Source organism: Neisseria macacae ATCC 33926, assembly GCF_022749495.1.
Taxonomy (GTDB): Bacteria; Pseudomonadota; Gammaproteobacteria; order Burkholderiales; family Neisseriaceae; genus Neisseria; species Neisseria macacae.
Window position 1 is genome coordinate 284,458 of the sequence record NZ_CP094241.1, and the last position, 18,550, is coordinate 303,007.

12 protein-coding genes, 2 tRNA genes and 3 rRNA genes are annotated in these 18,550 nt (G+C 48.3%); 14 read left to right on the forward strand and 3 right to left on the reverse strand.

Going from position 1 to position 18,550, the window contains the following annotated elements; translation table 11 throughout:
• Positions 1 to 26: 26 nt before the first annotated feature.
• The 5 genes from obgE to cysS all read left to right on the forward strand — a co-directional run bounded on the left by obgE (position 27) and on the right by cysS (position 4,040).
• Positions 27 to 1,181 carry a GTPase ObgE gene (gene obgE, locus MON40_RS01390; RefSeq protein ID WP_039863259.1) on the forward strand — a complete coding sequence of 385 codons (1,155 nt, stop codon included), beginning with the start codon at positions 27 to 29 and terminating at the stop codon, positions 1,179 to 1,181.
• Between the two features lie 79 nt (positions 1,182 to 1,260).
• A complete protein-coding gene (locus MON40_RS01395; protein ID WP_003763141.1) occupies positions 1,261 to 1,449 on the forward strand; it encodes a hypothetical protein in 189 nt (62 codons plus the stop codon).
• Positions 1,430 to 2,044, forward strand: a complete 615-nt coding sequence (locus tag MON40_RS01400) for an ATPase (RefSeq protein ID WP_003780098.1) — start codon at positions 1,430 to 1,432, stop codon at positions 2,042 to 2,044. Before MON40_RS01395 ends, MON40_RS01400 begins: the two co-directional genes overlap by 20 nt.
• Before the next feature lie 98 nt (positions 2,045 to 2,142).
• Positions 2,143 to 2,586: an SRA domain-containing endonuclease gene (locus MON40_RS01405; RefSeq protein ID WP_003780099.1), complete on the forward strand. Its 444-nt coding sequence runs from the start codon at positions 2,143 to 2,145 to the stop codon at positions 2,584 to 2,586.
• Between the two features lie 32 nt (positions 2,587 to 2,618).
• A complete protein-coding gene (cysS, locus tag MON40_RS01410) occupies positions 2,619 to 4,040 on the forward strand; it encodes a cysteine--tRNA ligase (protein ID WP_003780103.1) in 1,422 nt (473 codons plus the stop codon).
• Between the two features lie 83 nt (positions 4,041 to 4,123).
• Here cysS and MON40_RS01415 read toward each other — a convergent pair whose 3' ends face one another.
• The gene (locus MON40_RS01415; RefSeq protein WP_003780106.1) at positions 4,124 to 4,657 is read right to left on the reverse strand and encodes an acyltransferase; all 534 of its coding nucleotides are present in this window, start codon (positions 4,655 to 4,657) and stop codon (positions 4,124 to 4,126) included.
• A gap of 434 nt (positions 4,658 to 5,091) precedes the next feature.
• Here MON40_RS01415 and rpmE point away from each other — a divergent pair, with 434 nt between their 5' ends.
• Together rpmE and MON40_RS01425 are read left to right on the forward strand one after the other, a co-directional pair.
• Complete coding sequence (gene rpmE, locus MON40_RS01420) at positions 5,092 to 5,307, forward strand: 50S ribosomal protein L31 (RefSeq protein WP_003760375.1); 216 nt, start codon at positions 5,092 to 5,094, stop codon at positions 5,305 to 5,307.
• Between the two features lie 403 nt (positions 5,308 to 5,710).
• Positions 5,711 to 8,350: a YadA C-terminal domain-containing protein gene (locus MON40_RS01425; protein ID WP_242925972.1), complete on the forward strand. Its 2,640-nt coding sequence runs from the start codon at positions 5,711 to 5,713 to the stop codon at positions 8,348 to 8,350.
• Between the two features lie 190 nt (positions 8,351 to 8,540).
• On the opposite strand, the gene ffh is transcribed toward MON40_RS01425, so the two are convergent.
• The gene (ffh, locus tag MON40_RS01430) at positions 8,541 to 9,911 is read right to left on the reverse strand and encodes a signal recognition particle protein (RefSeq protein ID WP_003780112.1); all 1,371 of its coding nucleotides are present in this window, start codon (positions 9,909 to 9,911) and stop codon (positions 8,541 to 8,543) included.
• Positions 9,912 to 10,027: 116 nt separating this feature from the next.
• Here ffh and MON40_RS01435 point away from each other — a divergent pair, with 116 nt between their 5' ends.
• From MON40_RS01435 to MON40_RS01465, 7 genes are all read left to right on the forward strand, one after another.
• Positions 10,028 to 10,834, forward strand: a complete 807-nt coding sequence (locus MON40_RS01435) for a cytochrome C assembly family protein (RefSeq protein ID WP_039863271.1) — start codon at positions 10,028 to 10,030, stop codon at positions 10,832 to 10,834.
• Positions 10,835 to 11,300: 466 nt separating this feature from the next.
• A 16S ribosomal RNA gene (locus MON40_RS01440) occupies positions 11,301 to 12,841 on the forward strand.
• 101 nt (positions 12,842 to 12,942) lie between these two features.
• Positions 12,943 to 13,019, forward strand: a tRNA-Ile gene (locus MON40_RS01445).
• Positions 13,020 to 13,024: 5 nt separating this feature from the next.
• Positions 13,025 to 13,100 (forward strand) — tRNA-Ala (locus MON40_RS01450).
• A gap of 430 nt (positions 13,101 to 13,530) precedes the next feature.
• A 23S ribosomal RNA gene (locus MON40_RS01455) occupies positions 13,531 to 16,422 on the forward strand.
• A gap of 93 nt (positions 16,423 to 16,515) precedes the next feature.
• Positions 16,516 to 16,629, forward strand: a 5S ribosomal RNA gene (gene rrf, locus MON40_RS01460).
• Together the 16S, 23S and 5S rRNA genes with 2 tRNA genes alongside form the textbook arrangement of a ribosomal RNA operon.
• 350 nt (positions 16,630 to 16,979) lie before the next feature.
• Positions 16,980 to 17,270, forward strand: a complete 291-nt coding sequence (locus MON40_RS01465) for a ComEA family DNA-binding protein (protein ID WP_009313167.1) — start codon at positions 16,980 to 16,982, stop codon at positions 17,268 to 17,270.
• Positions 17,271 to 17,600: 330 nt separating this feature from the next.
• Here MON40_RS01465 and hslO read toward each other — a convergent pair whose 3' ends face one another.
• Positions 17,601 to 18,506 carry an Hsp33 family molecular chaperone HslO gene (hslO, locus tag MON40_RS01470; RefSeq protein ID WP_003779708.1) on the reverse strand — a complete coding sequence of 302 codons (906 nt, stop codon included), beginning with the start codon at positions 18,504 to 18,506 and terminating at the stop codon, positions 17,601 to 17,603.
• Positions 18,507 to 18,550: the final 44 nt, after the last annotated feature.

Here is an 18,550-nt window from a genome sequence, read left to right on the forward strand (position 1 = left end):
TGAAACCCAAAATACAAGAGAACACCATGAAATTCATCGACGAAGCAAAAATCGAAGTCGCCGCAGGCAAAGGCGGTAATGGCGCAACCAGTTTCCGCCGCGAAAAATTCGTACCGCGCGGCGGTCCTGACGGCGGCGACGGTGGCAAAGGCGGCAGCGTCTGGGCAGAAGCCGACGAAAACACCAACACCCTCGTCGAATACCGCTTCGTCAAACGCTACCAAGCCAAAAACGGCGAAAAAGGCCACGGCTCCGACCGCTACGGCGCAGGTGCGGACGACATCGTCCTCAAAATGCCCGTCGGCACCCTTATCCGCGACCTCGACACCGACGAAATCGTCGCCGACCTCACCCACCACGGCCAGCGCGTCTGTCTCGCCAAAGGCGGCAAAGGCGGTTTGGGCAATATCCACTTCAAATCGTCCGTCAACCGCGCCCCCAAACAATCCACGCCCGGAGAAGAAGGAGAAACCCGTTCTCTGCAACTCGAACTCAAAGTCCTCGCCGATGTCGGCTTATTAGGCATGCCCAACGCCGGTAAATCCACCCTGATTACCGCCGTATCCGCCGCGCGCCCCAAAATCGCCAACTATCCCTTCACTACCCTGCATCCGAACTTAGGCGTCGTACGCATCGACGAAAACCACAGCTTCGTCATGGCAGACATCCCCGGCCTGATTGAAGGCGCGGCAGAAGGTGCAGGTCTCGGTCATCGTTTCCTCAAACACTTATCGCGCACCGGCCTGCTGCTGCACGTCGTCGATTTGGCGCCCTTCGACGAAACCGTCAACCCCGCCGAAGAAGCCCTTGCCATCATCAACGAATTGCGCAAATACGACGAAGAACTCTACGGCAAACCGCGCTGGCTCGTGCTGAACAAACTCGACATGCTCGATGAAGAAGAAGCCCAAACGCGCACCGCCGCCTTCCTCGAAGCCATCGGCTGGGATTACCCCAAACCAGATGACCGCTTCCAATTCGACATGGAAACCCCGCGCCTCTTCCAAATCAGCGCACTGACCCACCAAGGCACGCAGGAGTTGGTACACCAAATCAACCAATATCTGACTGAGAAAAAACGCATCGAAGCTGAAAAAGCCGATGCGGAACAGGCAGCGGCAAATGTTGAGATTGCCGAGCAACAGCCTAAAACGGATACAGGTGTGTTTAAGCCCGAGTAAGGAAATAAAAAGTTTTCAGACGACCTGTTTAATGTAATATAGGGCTGTTCGAATACAGGAACAAAAAGCAAGGAAGACCATGATTTCTGATAAACAACGTGTCGAATTGGCGAAAAAACAAGCTATGCTTAAAATTTTGTATCAGGCATGGCTAGCAGAAAAACGAAAATACGCCGTAATCACGGTAGTCGATAATGAAGGCAATCTGATCGAATATCATCCTTCCGGTAATCAAAGAACAGTAGGCCATGTTAAACAACCGGCCTAAAGCGATTTTTTACTGTGGTGCTAACGGTTCGGGCAAATCTACCCTGCGCCAATTCAATCAAGATCGTGTCTCGTTAGTGATTGATTCTGACCATATCGCAGCAGAAATTAACCCTGAAATGCCTCGCTTAGCTGATATGGAAGCGGGAAAAACTGCATTGCGCTTATTCCGTCAAGCGTTAGATAATCAAATTTCTTTTTCCATGGAATCGACCTTATCCGGCAAATCCGCCCTTACCCGCATTCAAACAGCTAATGCCGCTGGATTTTATGTCATACTCAATTATATCGGTCTTGCTACGCCCGAATTAAATATTCGACGCATGCAAGAGCGTGTCGCAAGCGGCGGGCATTGGATAGCCCCTGAATTAATTCTCAAACGCTACTATACAAGCCTGCAAAACCTTTATACTGCATTACCATTTGCCGACGAAAGTTTTATTTTTGATAACTCATCGGTTTATCCACAGCTACAAATATGGATAAATCAACATCAATATTTGAAAAACAAACATTTAGTCGATTGGGTACAGCCAATCGAGCAAACCATACTTTCAAATGGATTAATTTTTGATTCGTTCCTATCTCATGCATAACTCAAAATGGTGAGACTGCGTCTGAAATAGTAAAAGTAGAGAAGTAGTTATCGCAACCAATATTTTCAGGCAGCCTTTTTAATACAATGGAGAGCTAGATGTCTTCCAACCCTTTCTCTTTACAAGAAAACGATATTATTAAGCGTTCAGAATTGCATGACCAATATGGCGGCAATAGACAAAGTGGTATTGCTGCTTCGGCAAAAACACCCAATATCTTCCTTTTTACTCACCCAGAAAAAGGCGAAAACCACGGCTATTATGATCGCTGGGATGAGAAGGGAACTACCCTATTTTATTGTGGTGAAGGGCAACGTGGTGATCAGCGTATGATAAATGGGAATAAAGCTCTCTTGGATCATAAACAGACAGGAAAAGCCATCCGTGTCTTTGCCAATGACACACTAAATGCTCATGTCCGATACATTGGTGAATTTACATTAGATGATCATCAGCCTTATATAGTTAAAAAAGCACATGCAACTAATAATGGCCCAGAACGAAACGTATTTGAATTCTGCTTGCACAAAAAATCCAAATAATTTACCCCTGTTTATACAAGATTTAAAAAAACATGACCACAATCTACAACACCCTGACCCGTCAAAAAGAACCCTTCACCCCCATCGACCCTAAAAACGTGCGTATGTACGTTTGCGGCATGACCGTTTACGACTACTGCCATTTAGGCCATGCCCGCGTGATGGTTGTGTTCGACATGATTGCCCGCTGGCTGCGCGAGTACGGCTATCCGCTTACTTATGTACGCAACATCACCGACATCGACGACAAAATCATTGCCCGTGCGGCTGAAAACGGCGAAACCATCGGCGAACTGACCGCGCGCTTCATTCAGGCCATGCACGAAGATGCCGATGCTTTGGGCGTATTGCGTCCCGACATCGAGCCGAAGGCGACAGAAAACATTCCGCAAATGATTGCGATGATTGAAACCCTGATTCAAAACGGCAAGGCATACCCTGCCGCAAACGGCGACGTTTACTACGCCGTGCGCGAGTTTGCCGCTTACGGACAATTATCAGGTAAATCGTTGGACGACCTGCGCGCAGGCGAGCGCGTGGAAGTGGACGGTTTTAAACGTGATCCTCTTGATTTTGTCTTATGGAAAGCGGCGAAAGCAGGCGAGCCGGCATGGGAAAGCCCGTGGGGCAACGGACGTCCGGGCTGGCATATCGAATGCTCCGCCATGAGTGAAAACCTGTTCGGCGACACTTTCGACATCCACGGCGGCGGCGCGGATTTGCAATTCCCGCACCACGAAAACGAAATTGCTCAAAGTGTCGGCGCGACAGGCCATACCTGCGGCCACGACCACGCTCAAACCCACCACGGTCAAAGTATCGCCAGCCACGTCAAATACTGGCTGCACAACGGCTTTATCCGTGTGGACGGCGAAAAAATGTCCAAATCGCTGGGCAACTTCTTCACCATCCGCGAAGTGTTGAAACAATACGACCCCGAAGTCGTGCGCTTCTTCATCCTGCGCGCCCACTACCGCAGCCCGCTGAATTACTCCGACGCGCATTTGGACGACGCAAAAGGTGCGCTGACCCGTCTGTACACTACGTTGAAAAACACCCCTGCCGCCGCGTTCGAATTGTCCGAAAACGCCAATGACTACACCCGCCGCTTCTACGCCGCCATGAACGACGATTTCGGTACGGTCGAAGCCGTTGCCGTGTTGTTTGAACTGGCAGGCGAAGTGAACAAAACCAATGATGTACACCTCGCCGGCTGCCTGAAAGCCTTGGGTGGCATCATCGGTCTGCTGCAACGCGATCCGACCGAGTTCCTGCAAGGCGGCGCGGTTTCAGACGGCCTCTCCAACGAAGAAATCGAAGACTTAATCGCCCAGCGCAAACAAGCGCGCGCCGATAAAAACTGGGCAGAGTCCGACCGCATCCGCGACCTTCTGAACGAACACAAAATCATTCTGGAAGACAACGCCGGCGGTACGACTTGGCGGCGCGGCTAATTTGCTTTGATACGAAAAAAGGTCGTCTGAAAACATTTTCAGACGACCTTTATATATTTGATTGGAAACCGTGATGTGTGTACTTAATCTTCTAACAGGTTCTTCTTGATGACCGCAGGATTCCCAGCGGCGACGCAATACGGCGGCACATCTTTGGTTACCACAGCCCCTGCGCCGATGACTGCTCCTTTTCCTACTCGGACTCCGCCCATAATAATCGCGCGCCGTCCGATCCAAACATCATCCTCAATCACAATCGGATTGATTTCCGTATAGCCCTCATATTTCAAAGTCTCACGATTAAACTTGTGATTATTGGAATAAAACAAACATTCCGGCCCCATCATGACATTATTTCCTATCGTCAGACCGTAGCATATTTCGCAATTGACACCGACCCCCGAGTTATCGCCGATCACCGTATCCGGCATGACATACGCACCTTTTTCAATATTGACGTTTTTGCCGATATGCGAGGAAATTCCCGATGCAAGGAAAGATCTGATTTTTTGAGAAGGCGGTCCTATAACCCTCATATAAGACTGAGGCAACATTCCGCCCAGTCCGCGCAGCAGCCAAGAACACATTTTTATTTTAATACTCATCCGATTTTCCATTTTGAGGACAGGTTCACATGAGACACGCGTTGTAAGATGAAGTTTATGAAAAATGGTAAATTTCGGTATATGCATAATCTGATTCACAATCACAAGCTACATAATGCTGTTTGTAATGGATTTGTTAGAATGAGTATGGATTTGAATGAACAACGGCTTACTGCTTCAAAACCAATCTGCTGCCCGAATATACAGCCTGATAGCAGATAGCACTAAAAAACTTATTTACAACAAATATCGTCCGGTCAAACGCCTGACAACAATACGTTATTCCAGTAAATTCGCTTGCCATGCCGAAAAATAACGATATTTTAGGCCCCTAGCCAGAGTAAAAGTAATATCCTCTTGACAAAAAAACAAAAATTATCAATAATCGCCAGCTTGTTTGAAGCATAGGCACATCCCCTATGCCCGCTTAATCGAAAGGAAACAACATGAAACAAGGTATCCACCCTAATTACCACGAAATCAACGTTACCTGCTCCTGCGGTAACAAATTCGTCACCAAATCCGCTCTGGAAAAAGACAGCTTCAACATCGAGGTTTGCTCTTTGTGCCATCCGTTCTACACCGGTACTCAAAAAATCGTCGACACTACCGGTCGCGTGGATAAATTCAATAACAAATTCGGCAACCTGTTCAAACGCTAATCGCCGCTTTGTGACGAAAAAAGACTGCTTTACGCAGTCTTTTTTGTTTTCATGCCCTAAAAACAGTCAATTTGGAACTCAATGACATACTGCGTAGCGTAACAAACAACGGTTTATACGCCGATATGTTGCCATCATCAAGAATGGGTAAATGATTTATCTAAATTATTTGCTGAGTATTTGCCCGTCTTATGCAGATGATGTATTTGTGCAACATATTTTCACAATATGCAAAAAAGTTATGCAAAATACTTGCATTTAAATTTCATTTTTTTACAATTGCAGGTGCAACTTTCTTCAAGTGACTATCACCGTTAAGACCATGCGGTGTCCCTTTTTCAGTTTACGGGGAAAAGAGAAGCTTGAATAACGTCCTTACACCCACCACAAAAGGTAAAAAAACATGAAAAAATTTAACGTAAAAGCATTGAGTCTGGCTGTTGCGGCAGCCGTAGTGAGCGGCGCAGCGGCCGCTGAAGAAGTAAACTTCGCAAAAGCTGTTGGAGAGAAACCCGATCAAGGGCAAGCAGCATTTTTTACTGTCTTTGGCGAAGGTACAACATATGATAAAGGTACCGGTAAGCTGACTTTCAAAAAAGATAGCGATGCTCTGCTTTTGAAAACCTTAGAGTTAGAACAAACCATTAATGGTTTTGCGTCTGGTTCAAATTTCATCACGACTGATGCCAATGGTAACAAAACCGTCCGTGAAGCCACTAATGAAGATATCGAAGCCGACAGCCTGAAAGGTGTAGGCTTGGCAGGCGGCCTTACGGCCGTCAATGCTCGTGTGGACAACTTGGCAAAAGAAACATCGGCTGCTTTAGATGATCAAGACGAAACCATCGAACAACTGAAAACTGCCATTACCACCAATGGTACTCGTATTGCCGAAGTTGCTACGGGTGTGAACGATTTGAATAAATCAGTCACCAAAATGGGAGAAGACATTTCCTCCAAATTTGACGAAGTGGACAGTGAAATTTCCAAAGCTTCATCTGAGCTCTCCGAATCCATTGAAAAAGTAAGCGAAGACGTAACCGCAGTAAACACCCGTGTGGACAGCCTGGCGCAAGACGCAGCGGATGCCAAAGCCAACGCCAAAGCCGCCGAAGACAAAGTAACCGCGCTTTCTGCTAACGTTGACAGCAAAGTAAAAGAAGCTAAAGACGCTGCTGATAAAGCTAAAGATGCCTCTGATAAAGCAGTGGATGCTGCTTCTAAAATTGACGCAGTTGCCGATAAAGCCGACAAGGCAAGCAAAGGCGTAGCAGGTCTGACTGAAGCTTTGGAAAAAGTTGCAGAACAATCAGCACTTGCAGCAGCTGAAAATACTCAAGCTCTCAACGGCTTTGCAGAGGGCGATGAAATCGTCGTTACCGATGCTGATGGTATCAAATCTGTCAAAAAAGCTACCAAAGAAGATGTTGAACAAGATGAGTTTGGCGGACTGGGCTTGAAAGAAGTTGTTGCACAACATGACCAAAGTCTTGCTGATTTGACCGCTGAGACTGAACGAGCCAAAAAAGCCGCTGAGCAAGCCGCATTTGCAGCAATCGAAAATGCTCAAGAACTCAACGGTTTCAAAGAAAAAGATGAAATCATCGTTACCGATGATAATGGTGTTAAGTCTGTTAAAACAGCAACCAAAGAAGATGTTGAAGCCGATGAGTTTAAAGGTCTGGGCTTGAAAGAAGTTGTCGCAACGCACGATGAAGCGTTGGGTGACTTGACTGAAACCGTCAACGACAACAGCGAGGCATTAGTAAAAACCGCGGAAGTTGTTAACGCTATCAGCGCAGATGTGAATGCTAATAAAGCGGCAATCGAAACTAAAGCTGACAAAACTGATTTCGAAGAATTGGCAAAATACACTGCCGATATGGGCAAAAAAGTTAACGACATCGGTGACGAAGTTACCAGCCTGAGTGATGCGGCTACAACAGCTGTTGCCCGTATTGATGAAGACATCGTTAATTTGAAAAAAGCAGGCTTAACTGCAGCCGATGCTTTAGAAGCTAACCGTCAAGACATCGATGCCAATAAAGCAGCAATTGCTGAAAATACTGCTTCTCTGAAAGAGCAAGAGAAAGCTAACGAAGGCTTTAACAATGCGATTGCTAGCTTGGATGAAGATATCAGTACTTTGAAAAAAGTAGGTTTGGCTGCAGCTGATGCGTTAGAAGTTAACCGCCAAGACATTGATGCTAACAAAGCAGCAATTGATAAAAAAGCCGACAAAGCTGATTTCGAAGAATTGGCAAAATATACTGCCGATATGGGCAAAAAAGTTAACGACATCGGTGATGAAGTAACTGCCCTGAGTGATGCAACTAGCGCAGCTATCACTCGTCACGATAAAGACATCGTTGACTTGGCACAAGCAGGTCTGAAAGCAACTGAGGCTTTAGAAGCCAACCGTCAAGATATTGATGCCAACAAAGCAGCAATTGACAAAAAAGCTGATAAAGCTGATATCGAGATTGCTAAAAAAGCAGCTGTTGAAGCTGAAAAATCAGCTAAGTCTGTACAAGGTTCTGTTGAAGTTGCCCAAAAATCTGCTGAAACTGCTGAAGGCTATGCTAAAGCTGCACAAACATCCGCTGATGCTGCCAATAATGTAGCAAGTGCGGCGCAAACTGCTGCTGCTCAAGCTCAAGATGCCGTTAAAGCCAATGCAGCACAAGTTGCCGCTAACAAAGCCGATATTGCTACGCTGCAAACAGCAAGCAACCAACACGCTGCCGGTATTGCTAAAAACTCAGCGCGTATCGACAGCTTGGATAAAAACGTAGCTAATCTGCGCAAAGAGACCCGCCAAGGCCTGGCTGCACAAGCAGCCCTCAGCGGTCTGTTCCAACCTTACAGCGTTGGTAAGTTCAACGTTACCGCTGCTTTGGGTGGTTTCAAATCTGACACCGCAGTTGCAGTCGGTGCAGGCTACCGCTTCAATGAAAACTTTGCGGCTAAAGCCGGTCTTGCAGTGGGTACCTCTTCAGGCAGCTCCGCATCTTACAACGTAGGCGTGAACTACGAATGGTAATACCGGTTTAGTGTTAAATAGGTATCAAACCCGCAGCTATGCTGCGGGTTTTTTGTTTTGTCTGGCGGGTTTGCTCAAGCGTACATGAATCTCGAAGAAAAGGCTTAACTCCTGAAGCCTATACATAAAGTGAGGTCGTCTGAAAACCCAATTTCAGTTTTCAGACGACCTCACTTATATTTCCTGCCGATTACATTCCGGGGAACATTCCTTTCATACCCTTCATGCCTTTAGCCATACGCATCAGTTTGCCCAGTCCTTTTCCGCTAAACATTTTCATAACTTGTTGCGATTGTTCGAACTGTTTGAGCATTTTGTTGACTTCCTCCACGCTGGTTCCGGCGCCCGCGGCAATACGGCGTTTGCGGCTGGCTTTGAGCAGGGTTGGGTTGGCGCGTTCTTTCGGTGTCATGGAGTTGATGATGGCTTCGACTTTACCCATGGCTTTTTCTGCCGTGCCTTCGGGAATTTGTTTGGAAATCTGACCCAGTTCGCCCGGCATTTTTGACATCAGGCTTTCCAGCCCGCCCATATTGCGCATTTGCTGGATTTGTTCTTTAAAGTCATTGAGGTCGAAGCCTTTGCCTTTTTGCAGCTTTTTCGCCATTTTGGCGGCGGCTTCTTCGTCTATGCCTTTTTGGACGTCTTCAATCAGACTTAATACGTCGCCCATGCCGAGGATACGGCTGGCGATACGGTCTGGGTAGAAGGGTTCGAGTCCTGTGATTTTTTCACCGATACCGATAAATTTGATGGGTTTTCCGGTAACGTGGCGTACAGACAATGCCGCCCCACCGCGCGAATCGCCGTCCATTTTAGTCAGAATGACGCCAGTCAACGGCAAGGCTTCGTTAAATGCTTGTGCGGTGTTTACAGCGTCTTGGCCCAACATGGCATCGACGACGAATAAAGTTTCTACGGGATTGACGGCTGCGTGCAGCGCTTTGATTTCATTCATCATCTCTTCGTCAATCGCCAAGCGTCCGGCGGTATCGACCATCAAGACGTCGTAAAAGTGTTTTTTTGCATAATCAATCGCAGCAGTGGCAATTTCGACAGGTTTCTGATTGGAATCGGAAGGGAAGAAGTCAATGCCGACTTGCTCAGCCAAAAGGCGCAACTGTTCGATGGCGGCAGGGCGATACACGTCGGCTGAAACGACCAAGACTTTTTTCTTCTGTTCGTTTTTCAGTAGGCGGGCGAGTTTGCCGACGGTGGTGGTTTTACCCGCACCTTGCAGACCTGCCATTAAAACGACAGCAGGCGGTACAGCCGCCAAGTCCAAAGAGGAATTTTCCTTGCCCATCAATTCGATCAGGGCTTGGTTGACGACACCGATAAAGGCTTGGTCGGGAGTCAGGCTGCCGGCAACTTCCTGTCCAAGGGCTTTTTCTTTGACGTTGTTGACAAATTCTTTTACAACAGGCAGGGCTACGTCCGCTTCGAGCAGGGCAAGGCGGACTTCCCGCAGCGCCTCTTTGATGTTGTCTTCTGTCAGTTTTGCTTGACCGCGGATATTTTTGAAAACTTTACTAAAGCGGTTGGTTAAGTTGTCTAACATGCTTGTCCTTGGTAATGATAATAGCTGCCCTGTTCGGGGCATTCTTTGCTAAAATAAAATTGAGATTATTTTACACTATCGCGTGCGGTTATGTATGCGCGCCAAGAAAGTTTGTTATGCCGACTATCCTGATTTGCCTGATACTGGTGTATGCCGGATTGGGTATATTCGTTTGGTTCAATCACAAGACCCGAGAGATTAAAGATTATCCTCTAAAAGCCGAGTTGGCTGTTTTGGGTGCTGCGCTGACCATGCACGGTGCCGTATTACTTATGCCTGTCATTCAAGACAAGATTTTGATTATGGGCTTTGGGTATTCCATCAGTTTGATTGTATGGTTGATGCTGCTGGTGTATTTCGTTGGTAGTTTTTTCTATCGTCTGCGCGGATTGCAGCTGCTTTTATATCCATGTGCAGCGTTTACCTTGTTATTGGGTGCGCTGTTCCCTGGGAAATATGTCGGTTACCAAATCAATGATTTGCCGTTTATGTCGCACATTGGTACATCGCTGCTGGCATACGGTTTATTCGGTATTGTGACCTTGTTTGCCGTTTTGATTTTGCTGCTCAACCGTAACCTGCATAGACGACGTGTTTCCAGTTTGTCCAGTTTTCTACCGTCTTTACTGAGTTTGGAAAAGCTCATGTTCCAGGGGATGTGGGTAGGTTTTATCTTATTAACCTATTCGGTTGTCAGCGGGACATTTTTTGCAGAGGCTGTATTCGGAAAACCCGTTACATTTACCCATAAAACCGTATTCGGCATTCTCTCATGGATAATTTACGGTGCGTTGCTGCTTAAACACAGTATGACGGCATGGCGGGGCAAAAAAGCAGCCGTTTGGACAATCATCGGGTTTGTCAGCCTAATGTTCGCTTATGTAGGAAGCAAGTTTGTATTGGAAATCTTGCTGCAGCGTTAAGATGAGAGTTATTCAGGTAATAGTGTATTTGGATTAACAAAGGTCGTCTGAAAGGGATTTCAGACGACCTTTGTTGTTTGATGTTGATTGAGTTTGGTTTGAGAATATTTTGAAATAAAAGTCTTTGTATTTCAGGTTGTTGTTAGGTTTTTTGGAATTTTTTGCGGTTTAGGGATTGACGGTTTTCGAGGAGGGGGGTATAGTTCGGTTCTTCGCTGCTTCGGCGGTGACTGAACGAACAGGTAAGTATATCACAGTTGATCTGATTTTTCGAGGTTTTAAGAAAAGTTTTGATTGACAATGAGATGAAATGCTTTATAATTCGTTTTCGCTCTTTAACAAAACAGATTACCGATAAGTGTGAGTGCGACAGCCTCACACTGTTTGAAAGACAGACAAGATGATGTTTTAGACATTGTCCTGTTGGTTTCTTTGAAGCAGACCAGAAGTTAAAAAGTTAGAGATTGAACATAAGAGTTTGATCCTGGCTCAGATTGAACGCTGGCGGCATGCTTTACACATGCAAGTCGGACGGCAGCACAGAGAAGCTTGCTTCTTGGGTGGCGAGTGGCGAACGGGTGAGTAACATATCGGAACGTACCGAGCAGTGGGGGATAACTAATCGAAAGATTAGCTAATACCGCATATATTCTGAGGAAGAAAGCAGGGGACCATTTGGCCTTGCGCTGTTTGAGCGGCCGATATCTGATTAGCTAGTTGGTGGGGTAAAGGCCTACCAAGGCGACGATCAGTAGCGGGTCTGAGAGGATGATCCGCCACACTGGGACTGAGACACGGCCCAGACTCCTACGGGAGGCAGCAGTGGGGAATTTTGGACAATGGGCGCAAGCCTGATCCAGCCATGCCGCGTGTCTGAAGAAGGCCTTCGGGTTGTAAAGGACTTTTGTCAGGGAAGAAAAGGGCGGGGTTAATACCCCTGTCTGATGACGGTACCTGAAGAATAAGCACCGGCTAACTACGTGCCAGCAGCCGCGGTAATACGTAGGGTGCGAGCGTTAATCGGAATTACTGGGCGTAAAGCGGGCGCAGACGGTTACTTAAGCAGGATGTGAAATCCCCGGGCTCAACCTGGGAACTGCGTTCTGAACTGGGTGACTAGAGTGTGTCAGAGGGAGGTAGAATTCCACGTGTAGCAGTGAAATGCGTAGAGATGTGGAGGAATACCGATGGCGAAGGCAGCCTCCTGGGATAACACTGACGTTCATGCCCGAAAGCGTGGGTAGCAAACAGGATTAGATACCCTGGTAGTCCACGCCCTAAACGATGTCGATTAGCTGTTGGGCAGCATGACTGCTTAGTAGCGAAGCTAACGCGTGAAATCGACCGCCTGGGGAGTACGGTCGCAAGATTAAAACTCAAAGGAATTGACGGGGACCCGCACAAGCGGTGGATGATGTGGATTAATTCGATGCAACGCGAAGAACCTTACCTGGTCTTGACATGTACGGAACCCTCCAGAGACGGAGGGGTGCCTTCGGGAGCCGTAACACAGGTGCTGCATGGCTGTCGTCAGCTCGTGTCGTGAGATGTTGGGTTAAGTCCCGCAACGAGCGCAACCCTTGTCATTAGTTGCCATCATTAAGTTGGGCACTCTAATGAGACTGCCGGTGACAAGCCGGAGGAAGGTGGGGATGACGTCAAGTCCTCATGGCCCTTATGACCAGGGCTTCACACGTCATACAATGGTCGGTACAGAGGGTAGCCAAGCCGCGAGGTGGAGCCAATCTCACAAAACCGATCGTAGTCCGGATTGCACTCTGCAACTCGAGTGCATGAAGTCGGAATCGCTAGTAATCGCAGGTCAGCATACTGCGGTGAATACGTTCCCGGGTCTTGTACACACCGCCCGTCACACCATGGGAGTGGGGGATACCAGAAGTAGGTAGGGTAACCGCAAGGAGCCCGCTTACCACGGTATGCTTCATGACTGGGGTGAAGTCGTAACAAGGTAGCCGTAGGGGAACCTGCGGCTGGATCACCTCCTTTCTAGAGAAAGAAGAGGTTGTCGCATTCACACTTATCGGTAAACTGTAGAAGATGCGGAAAAATGCTTGAGTGAAGACAAGGTTCGCTTAAGAAGAGAATCCGGGTTTGTAGCTCAGCTGGTTAGAGCACACGCTTGATAAGCGTGGGGTCGGAGGTTCAAGTCCTCCCAGACCCACCAAGAACGGGGGCATAGCTCAGTTGGTAGAGCACCTGCTTTGCAAGCAGGGGGTCATCGGTTCGATCCCGTTTGCCTCCACCAATACTTTCCAAATCAAAGCGAGTTAAAAGGCAGTGTAACTGCTTTCTTTTTTTCTAAAGAGAAGTCTGCTGACGAATCAGTTTGACGGAAAAAGAAAGGCTGCTATAATAATCAGCTCATTTTGATTTGCGAAGTAAATAGCAATATTGAACGCATCGATCTTTAACAAATTGGAAAGCCGAAATCAACAAACAAAGACAATGTGTCTGTTTTTGATGATTGACCAATTGCAAACGGTCAGTTGTCTCCTGGATAGGAAAAGAAAAACAGGTACAGTATTTGGGTGATGATTGTATCGACTTAATTCCGAAAGACAAAAGGCGGGATTAAGACACAACAAGCAGTAAGCTTTATCAGAGTAGGAAATTCAAGTTTGATGTTCTAGTCAACGGAGTGTCAGGCAAAGTCAGAGAAGTTCTTGAAATGATAGAGTCAAGTGAATAAGTGCATCAGGTGGATGCCTTGGCGATGATAGGCGACGAAGGACGTGTAAGCCTGCGAAAAGCGTGGGGGAGCTGGCAATAAAGCTATGATCCCGCGATGTCCGAATGGGGAAACCCACTGCATTCTGTGCAGTATCCTAAGTTGAATACATAGACTTAGAGAAGCGAACCCGGAGAACTGAACCATCTAAGTACCCGGAGGAAAAGAAATCAACCGAGATTCCGCAAGTAGTGGCGAGCGAACGCGGAGGAGCCTGTACGTAATAACTGTCGAGATAGAAGAACAAGCTGGGAAGCTTGACCATAGTGGGTGATAGTCCCGTATTCGAAATCTCAACGGTGGTACTAAGCGTACGAAAAGTAGGGCGGGACACGTGAAATCCTGTCTGAATATGGGGGGACCATCCTCCAAGGCTAAATACTCATCATCGACCGATAGTGAACCAGTACCGTGAGGGAAAGGCGAAAAGAACCCCGGGAGGGGAGTGAAATAGAACCTGAAACCTGATGCATACAAACAGTGGGAGCACCCATGTGGTGTGACTGCGTACCTTTTGTATAATGGGTCAACGACTTACATTCAGTAGCGAGCTTAACCGAATAGGGGAGGCGTAGGGAAACCGAGTCTTAATAGGGCGAAGAGTTGCTGGGTGTAGACCCGAAACCGAGTGATCTATCCATGGCCAGGTTGAAGGTGCCGTAACAGGTACTGGAGGACCGAACCCACGCATGTTGCAAAATGCGGGGATGAGCTGTGGATAGGGGTGAAAGGCTAAACAAACTCGGAGATAGCTGGTTCTCCCCGAAAACTATTTAGGTAGTGCCTCGAGCAAGACACTGATGGGGGTAAAGCACTGTTATGGCTAGGGGGTTATTGCAACTTACCAACCCATGGCAAACTAAGAATACCATCAAGTGGTTCCTCGGGAGACAGACAGCGGGTGCTAACGTCCGTTGTCAAGAGGGAAACAACCCAGACCGCCAGCTAAGGTCCCAAATGATAGATTAAGTGGTAAACGAAGTGGGAAGGCCCAGACAGCCAGGATGTTGGCTTAGAAGCAGCCATCATTTAAAGAAAGCGTAATAGCTCACTGGTCGAGTCGTCCTGCGCGGAAGATGTAACGGGGCTCAAATCTATAACCGAAGCTGCGGATGCCAGTTTACTGGCATGGTAGGGGAGCGTTCTGTAGGCCGATGAAGGTGCATTGTAAAGTGTGCTGGAGGTATCAGAAGTGCGAATGTTGACATGAGTAGCGATAAAGCGGGTGAAAAGCCCGCTCGCCGAAAGCCCAAGGTTTCCTACGCAACGTTCATCGGCGTAGGGTGAGTCGGCCCCTAAGGTGAGGCAGAAATGCGTAGTCGATGGGAAACAGGTTAATATTCCTGTACTTGATTCAAATGCGATGTGGGGACGGAGAAGGTTAGGTTAGCAAGCTGTTGGAATAGCTTGTTTAAGCCGGTAGGTGGAAGACTTAGGCAAATCCGGGTCTTCTTAACACCGAGAAGTGACGACGAGTGTCTACGGACATGAAGTAACCGATACCACGCTTCCAGGAAAAGCCACTAAGCTTCAGTTTGAATCGAACCGTACCGCAAACCGACACAGGTGGGCAGGATGAGAATTCTAAGGCGCTTGAGAGAACTCGGGAGAAGGAACTCGGCAAATTGATACCGTAACTTCGGGAGAAGGTATGCCCTCTAAGGTTAAGGACTTGCTCCGTAAGCCTCGGAGGGTCGCAGAGAATAGGTGGCTGCGACTGTTTATTAAAAACACAGCACTCTGCTAACACGAAAGTGGACGTATAGGGTGTGACGCCTGCCCGGTGCTGGAAGGTTAATTGAAGATGTGAGAGCATCGGATCGAAGCCCCAGTAAACGGCGGCCGTAACTATAACGGTCCTAAGGTAGCGAAATTCCTTGTCGGGTAAGTTCCGACCCGCACGAATGGCGTAACGATGGCCACACTGTCTCCTCCCGAGACTCAGCGAAGTTGAAGTGGTTGTGAAGATGCAATCTACCCGCTGCTAGACGGAAAGACCCCGTGAACCTTTACTGTAGCTTTGCATTGGACTTTGAAGTCACTTGTGTAGGATAGGTGGGAGGCTTAGAAGCAGAGACGCCAGTCTCTGTGGAGCCGTCCTTGAAATACCACCCTGGTGTCTTTGAGGTTCTAACCCAGACCCGTAATCCGGGTCGGGGACCGTGCATGGTAGGCAGTTTGACTGGGGCGGTCTCCTCCCAAAGAGTAACGGAGGAGTTCGAAGGTTACCTAGGTCCGGTCGGAAATCGGACTGATAGTGCAATGGCAAAAGGTAGCTTAACTGCGAGACCGACAAGTCGAGCAGGTGCGAAAGCAGGACATAGTGATCCGGTGGTTCTGTATGGAAGGGCCATCGCTCAACGGATAAAAGGTACTCCGGGGATAACAGGCTGATTCCGCCCAAGAGTTCATATCGACGGCGGAGTTTGGCACCTCGATGTCGGCTCATCACATCCTGGGGCTGTAGTCGGTCCCAAGGGTATGGCTGTTCGCCATTTAAAGTGGTACGTGAGCTGGGTTTAAAACGTCGTGAGACAGTTTGGTCCCTATCTGCAGTGGGCGTTGGAAGTTTGACGGGGGCTGCTCCTAGTACGAGAGGACCGGAGTGGACGAACCTCTGGTGTACCGGTTGTAACGCCAGTTGCATAGCCGGGTAGCTAAGTTCGGAAGAGATAAGCGCTGAAAGCATCTAAGCGCGAAACTCGCCTGAAGATGAGACTTCCCTTGCGGTTTAACCGCACTAAAGAGTCGTTCGAGACCAGGACGTTGATAGGTGGGGTGTGGAAGCGCGGTAACGCGTGAAGCTAACCCATACTAATTGCTCGTGAGGCTTGACTCTATCATTTGAAGAACTTCAAATAAAAAGCTTACTGACTGATTCAGTCATCACCGAATATATTGATTAAGGCTTTGCCGATTTGTACAGTTTAAGTTTGGCGGCCATAGCGAGTTGGTCCCACGCCTTCCCATCCCGAACAGGACCGTGAAACGACTCAGCGCCGATGATAGTGTGGTTCTTCCATGCGAAAGTAGGTCACTGCCAAACACCTATTCTAAGCCCCTGACAGATGTCGGGGGCTTTTACTTTTACCTCATATTTTATTCATACCTTTACTTGAAACTCGTCAGTGCCGTTCCTTGCCTTCTTGCTATGGCTTACTTGCTCACGAGTGGAGATAGGCGGGTGCGACGATAGCGCAGCGGGTAAATGTGACGGATAGGGAGGGTGCGGGTAAAATAGGGATGTTGTAGAATCAATACATAAAGAGATAGTAAACTAAGAAATCTTCAGGTATCGTTTGAAAGGAAACGGTAAGACGGATATGATAGCCAACTATTTTACGGTGCCGCACACACAGGCATCATCCGCATTCACAAACTATGGAGTATCTTCTTATGAAAAAATTCCTCTTTGCCGCCCTCTCCCTGCTGACCGCTTCGCTGTCGCTGGCCGCCGTCAACATCAATACCGCTTCCCCGTCCGAGTTGGAAGCCCTGCCCGGTATCGGCCCTGCCAAAGCCAAAGCCATCGTGGACTACCGTCAACAACATGGTGCCTTCAAATCGGTCGAGGAGTTGAAAAACGTCAAAGGTATCGGTGAGGGCATCTTCTCCAAACTGAAGGCGGAAGCAACCGTCGCCCCGGCCGCTCAAAACAAAGCCGCCACCCCCGCCGCTAAAAAATAAACCCGAGTGCGCCCTCCCGAATAGGGAATGTGCGCAGCTGCAGACCCGGTAATGAAAAGGCCGTCCGAATCCAGTCCGGAGTCGGACGGCCTTCGTGTCGGGCGGGTAAGGCTGCCATGCCTGTCCCGCTTCATTCGGCCGTCAGATCAGGATGCATATGTGGAAAGGTCGTCTGAAAATATATAGTGGATTAAAATTGCAATGATACGGCGTTGCCAACGCCCTTATGTACTACCCGTACACTGCGGGCGTTGCCGCCTTGTCTCATTTTTATTTTAATCCACTATAGCGGGCTGCAATACTGCCTTAGTGTCGCAGTGAGAAGGTTCGTTATTGGAAACGACTGCCTTGCCGGCGCACTATGCCGACTACGTCCCCGCCAAATAGCGCGTTGACATCCGTTTCGTCAAATACGTATTTAGTGTGGCAAAAGTCGCAATCGATTTGGATACTGCCTTGTTCTGCAACAATACCGCCAACTTCTTCTCCGCCTAACATAAGCAGCATATCGCTGACTTTGCCGTGTGAGCAGGTGCAGGCAAATTCGATACTTTCGGGATCGAAAACCCGGGGAGGGGTTTCATGATAGAGCCGATAGAGAACGTGTTGTGCGTCTAGGGCAGTTAGCTCTTTCGGTGTCAGCGTTTGGGTCAGTGTGTTGATGAGTTCCCATGATTCGGTGTCTAGTTCTTCTTCGGGCAGACGTTGTACCAGCAATCCTCCGCTGACATGATCTGAAGCGGCGAGAACGATGTGGGTATCGAGTTGCTCGGAACGTTTGATATAGTTCATGAGCATTTGGGCGATATTGTCGCCTTCAAGCGGGACAACGCCTTGCCAAGGTTCGGCATCTTTGGGTTGATGTGTGAGTACGAAAACGCTGTTGCTGCCCAAAAGGTCGGTCAGGCTTTCGTCATCATGGATGTCGGCGGTTTCATCCCAGCGGGCGGTAGCGCGAACGGTGTTGTCTGATGTGGCTTCGACCACAAGCATTTTCAGACGACCTTGTCCCTGTACTTGGACAATGAGCGTGCCTTCGTTTTTAAGGTTGCTGGAGAGAAGCGCACCTGCAGCGAGGAGTTCGCCTAATGCCCGGCGGATGGCGGCAGGGTAGTGTTTTTGTCCGGCGATGTGTTCCCACACGTTTTCAAGGCGGACGTGCAGACCGCGCACAGGCATATCGTCAAAGATGAAACGCGTGCGGATATCAGCATGGTTGATGTCGGTTTGCGGCATAAATTCCTCTGTTTTTCTGAATGATGGGTTGACGGCTATATGGT

Coding starts and splice junctions, on each gene's coding strand:
- MON40_RS01415 (WP_003780106.1), bottom strand. CDS start 4,657: ATGGAAAATCGGATGAGTATTAAAATAAAAATGTGTTCTTGGCTGCTG.
- MON40_RS01395 (WP_003763141.1), top strand. CDS start 1,261: ATGATTTCTGATAAACAACGTGTCGAATTGGCGAAAAAACAAGCTATG.
- rpmE (WP_003760375.1), top strand. CDS start 5,092: ATGAAACAAGGTATCCACCCTAATTACCACGAAATCAACGTTACCTGC.
- MON40_RS01435 (WP_039863271.1), top strand. CDS start 10,028: ATGCCGACTATCCTGATTTGCCTGATACTGGTGTATGCCGGATTGGGT.
- MON40_RS01405 (WP_003780099.1), top strand. CDS start 2,143: ATGTCTTCCAACCCTTTCTCTTTACAAGAAAACGATATTATTAAGCGT.
- MON40_RS01465 (WP_009313167.1), top strand. CDS start 16,980: ATGAAAAAATTCCTCTTTGCCGCCCTCTCCCTGCTGACCGCTTCGCTG.
- cysS (WP_003780103.1), top strand. CDS start 2,619: ATGACCACAATCTACAACACCCTGACCCGTCAAAAAGAACCCTTCACC.
- MON40_RS01400 (WP_003780098.1), top strand. CDS start 1,430: ATGTTAAACAACCGGCCTAAAGCGATTTTTTACTGTGGTGCTAACGGT.
- MON40_RS01425 (WP_242925972.1), top strand. CDS start 5,711: ATGAAAAAATTTAACGTAAAAGCATTGAGTCTGGCTGTTGCGGCAGCC.
- ffh (WP_003780112.1), bottom strand. CDS start 9,911: ATGTTAGACAACTTAACCAACCGCTTTAGTAAAGTTTTCAAAAATATC.
- obgE (WP_039863259.1), top strand. CDS start 27: ATGAAATTCATCGACGAAGCAAAAATCGAAGTCGCCGCAGGCAAAGGC.
- hslO (WP_003779708.1), bottom strand. CDS start 18,506: ATGCCGCAAACCGACATCAACCATGCTGATATCCGCACGCGTTTCATC.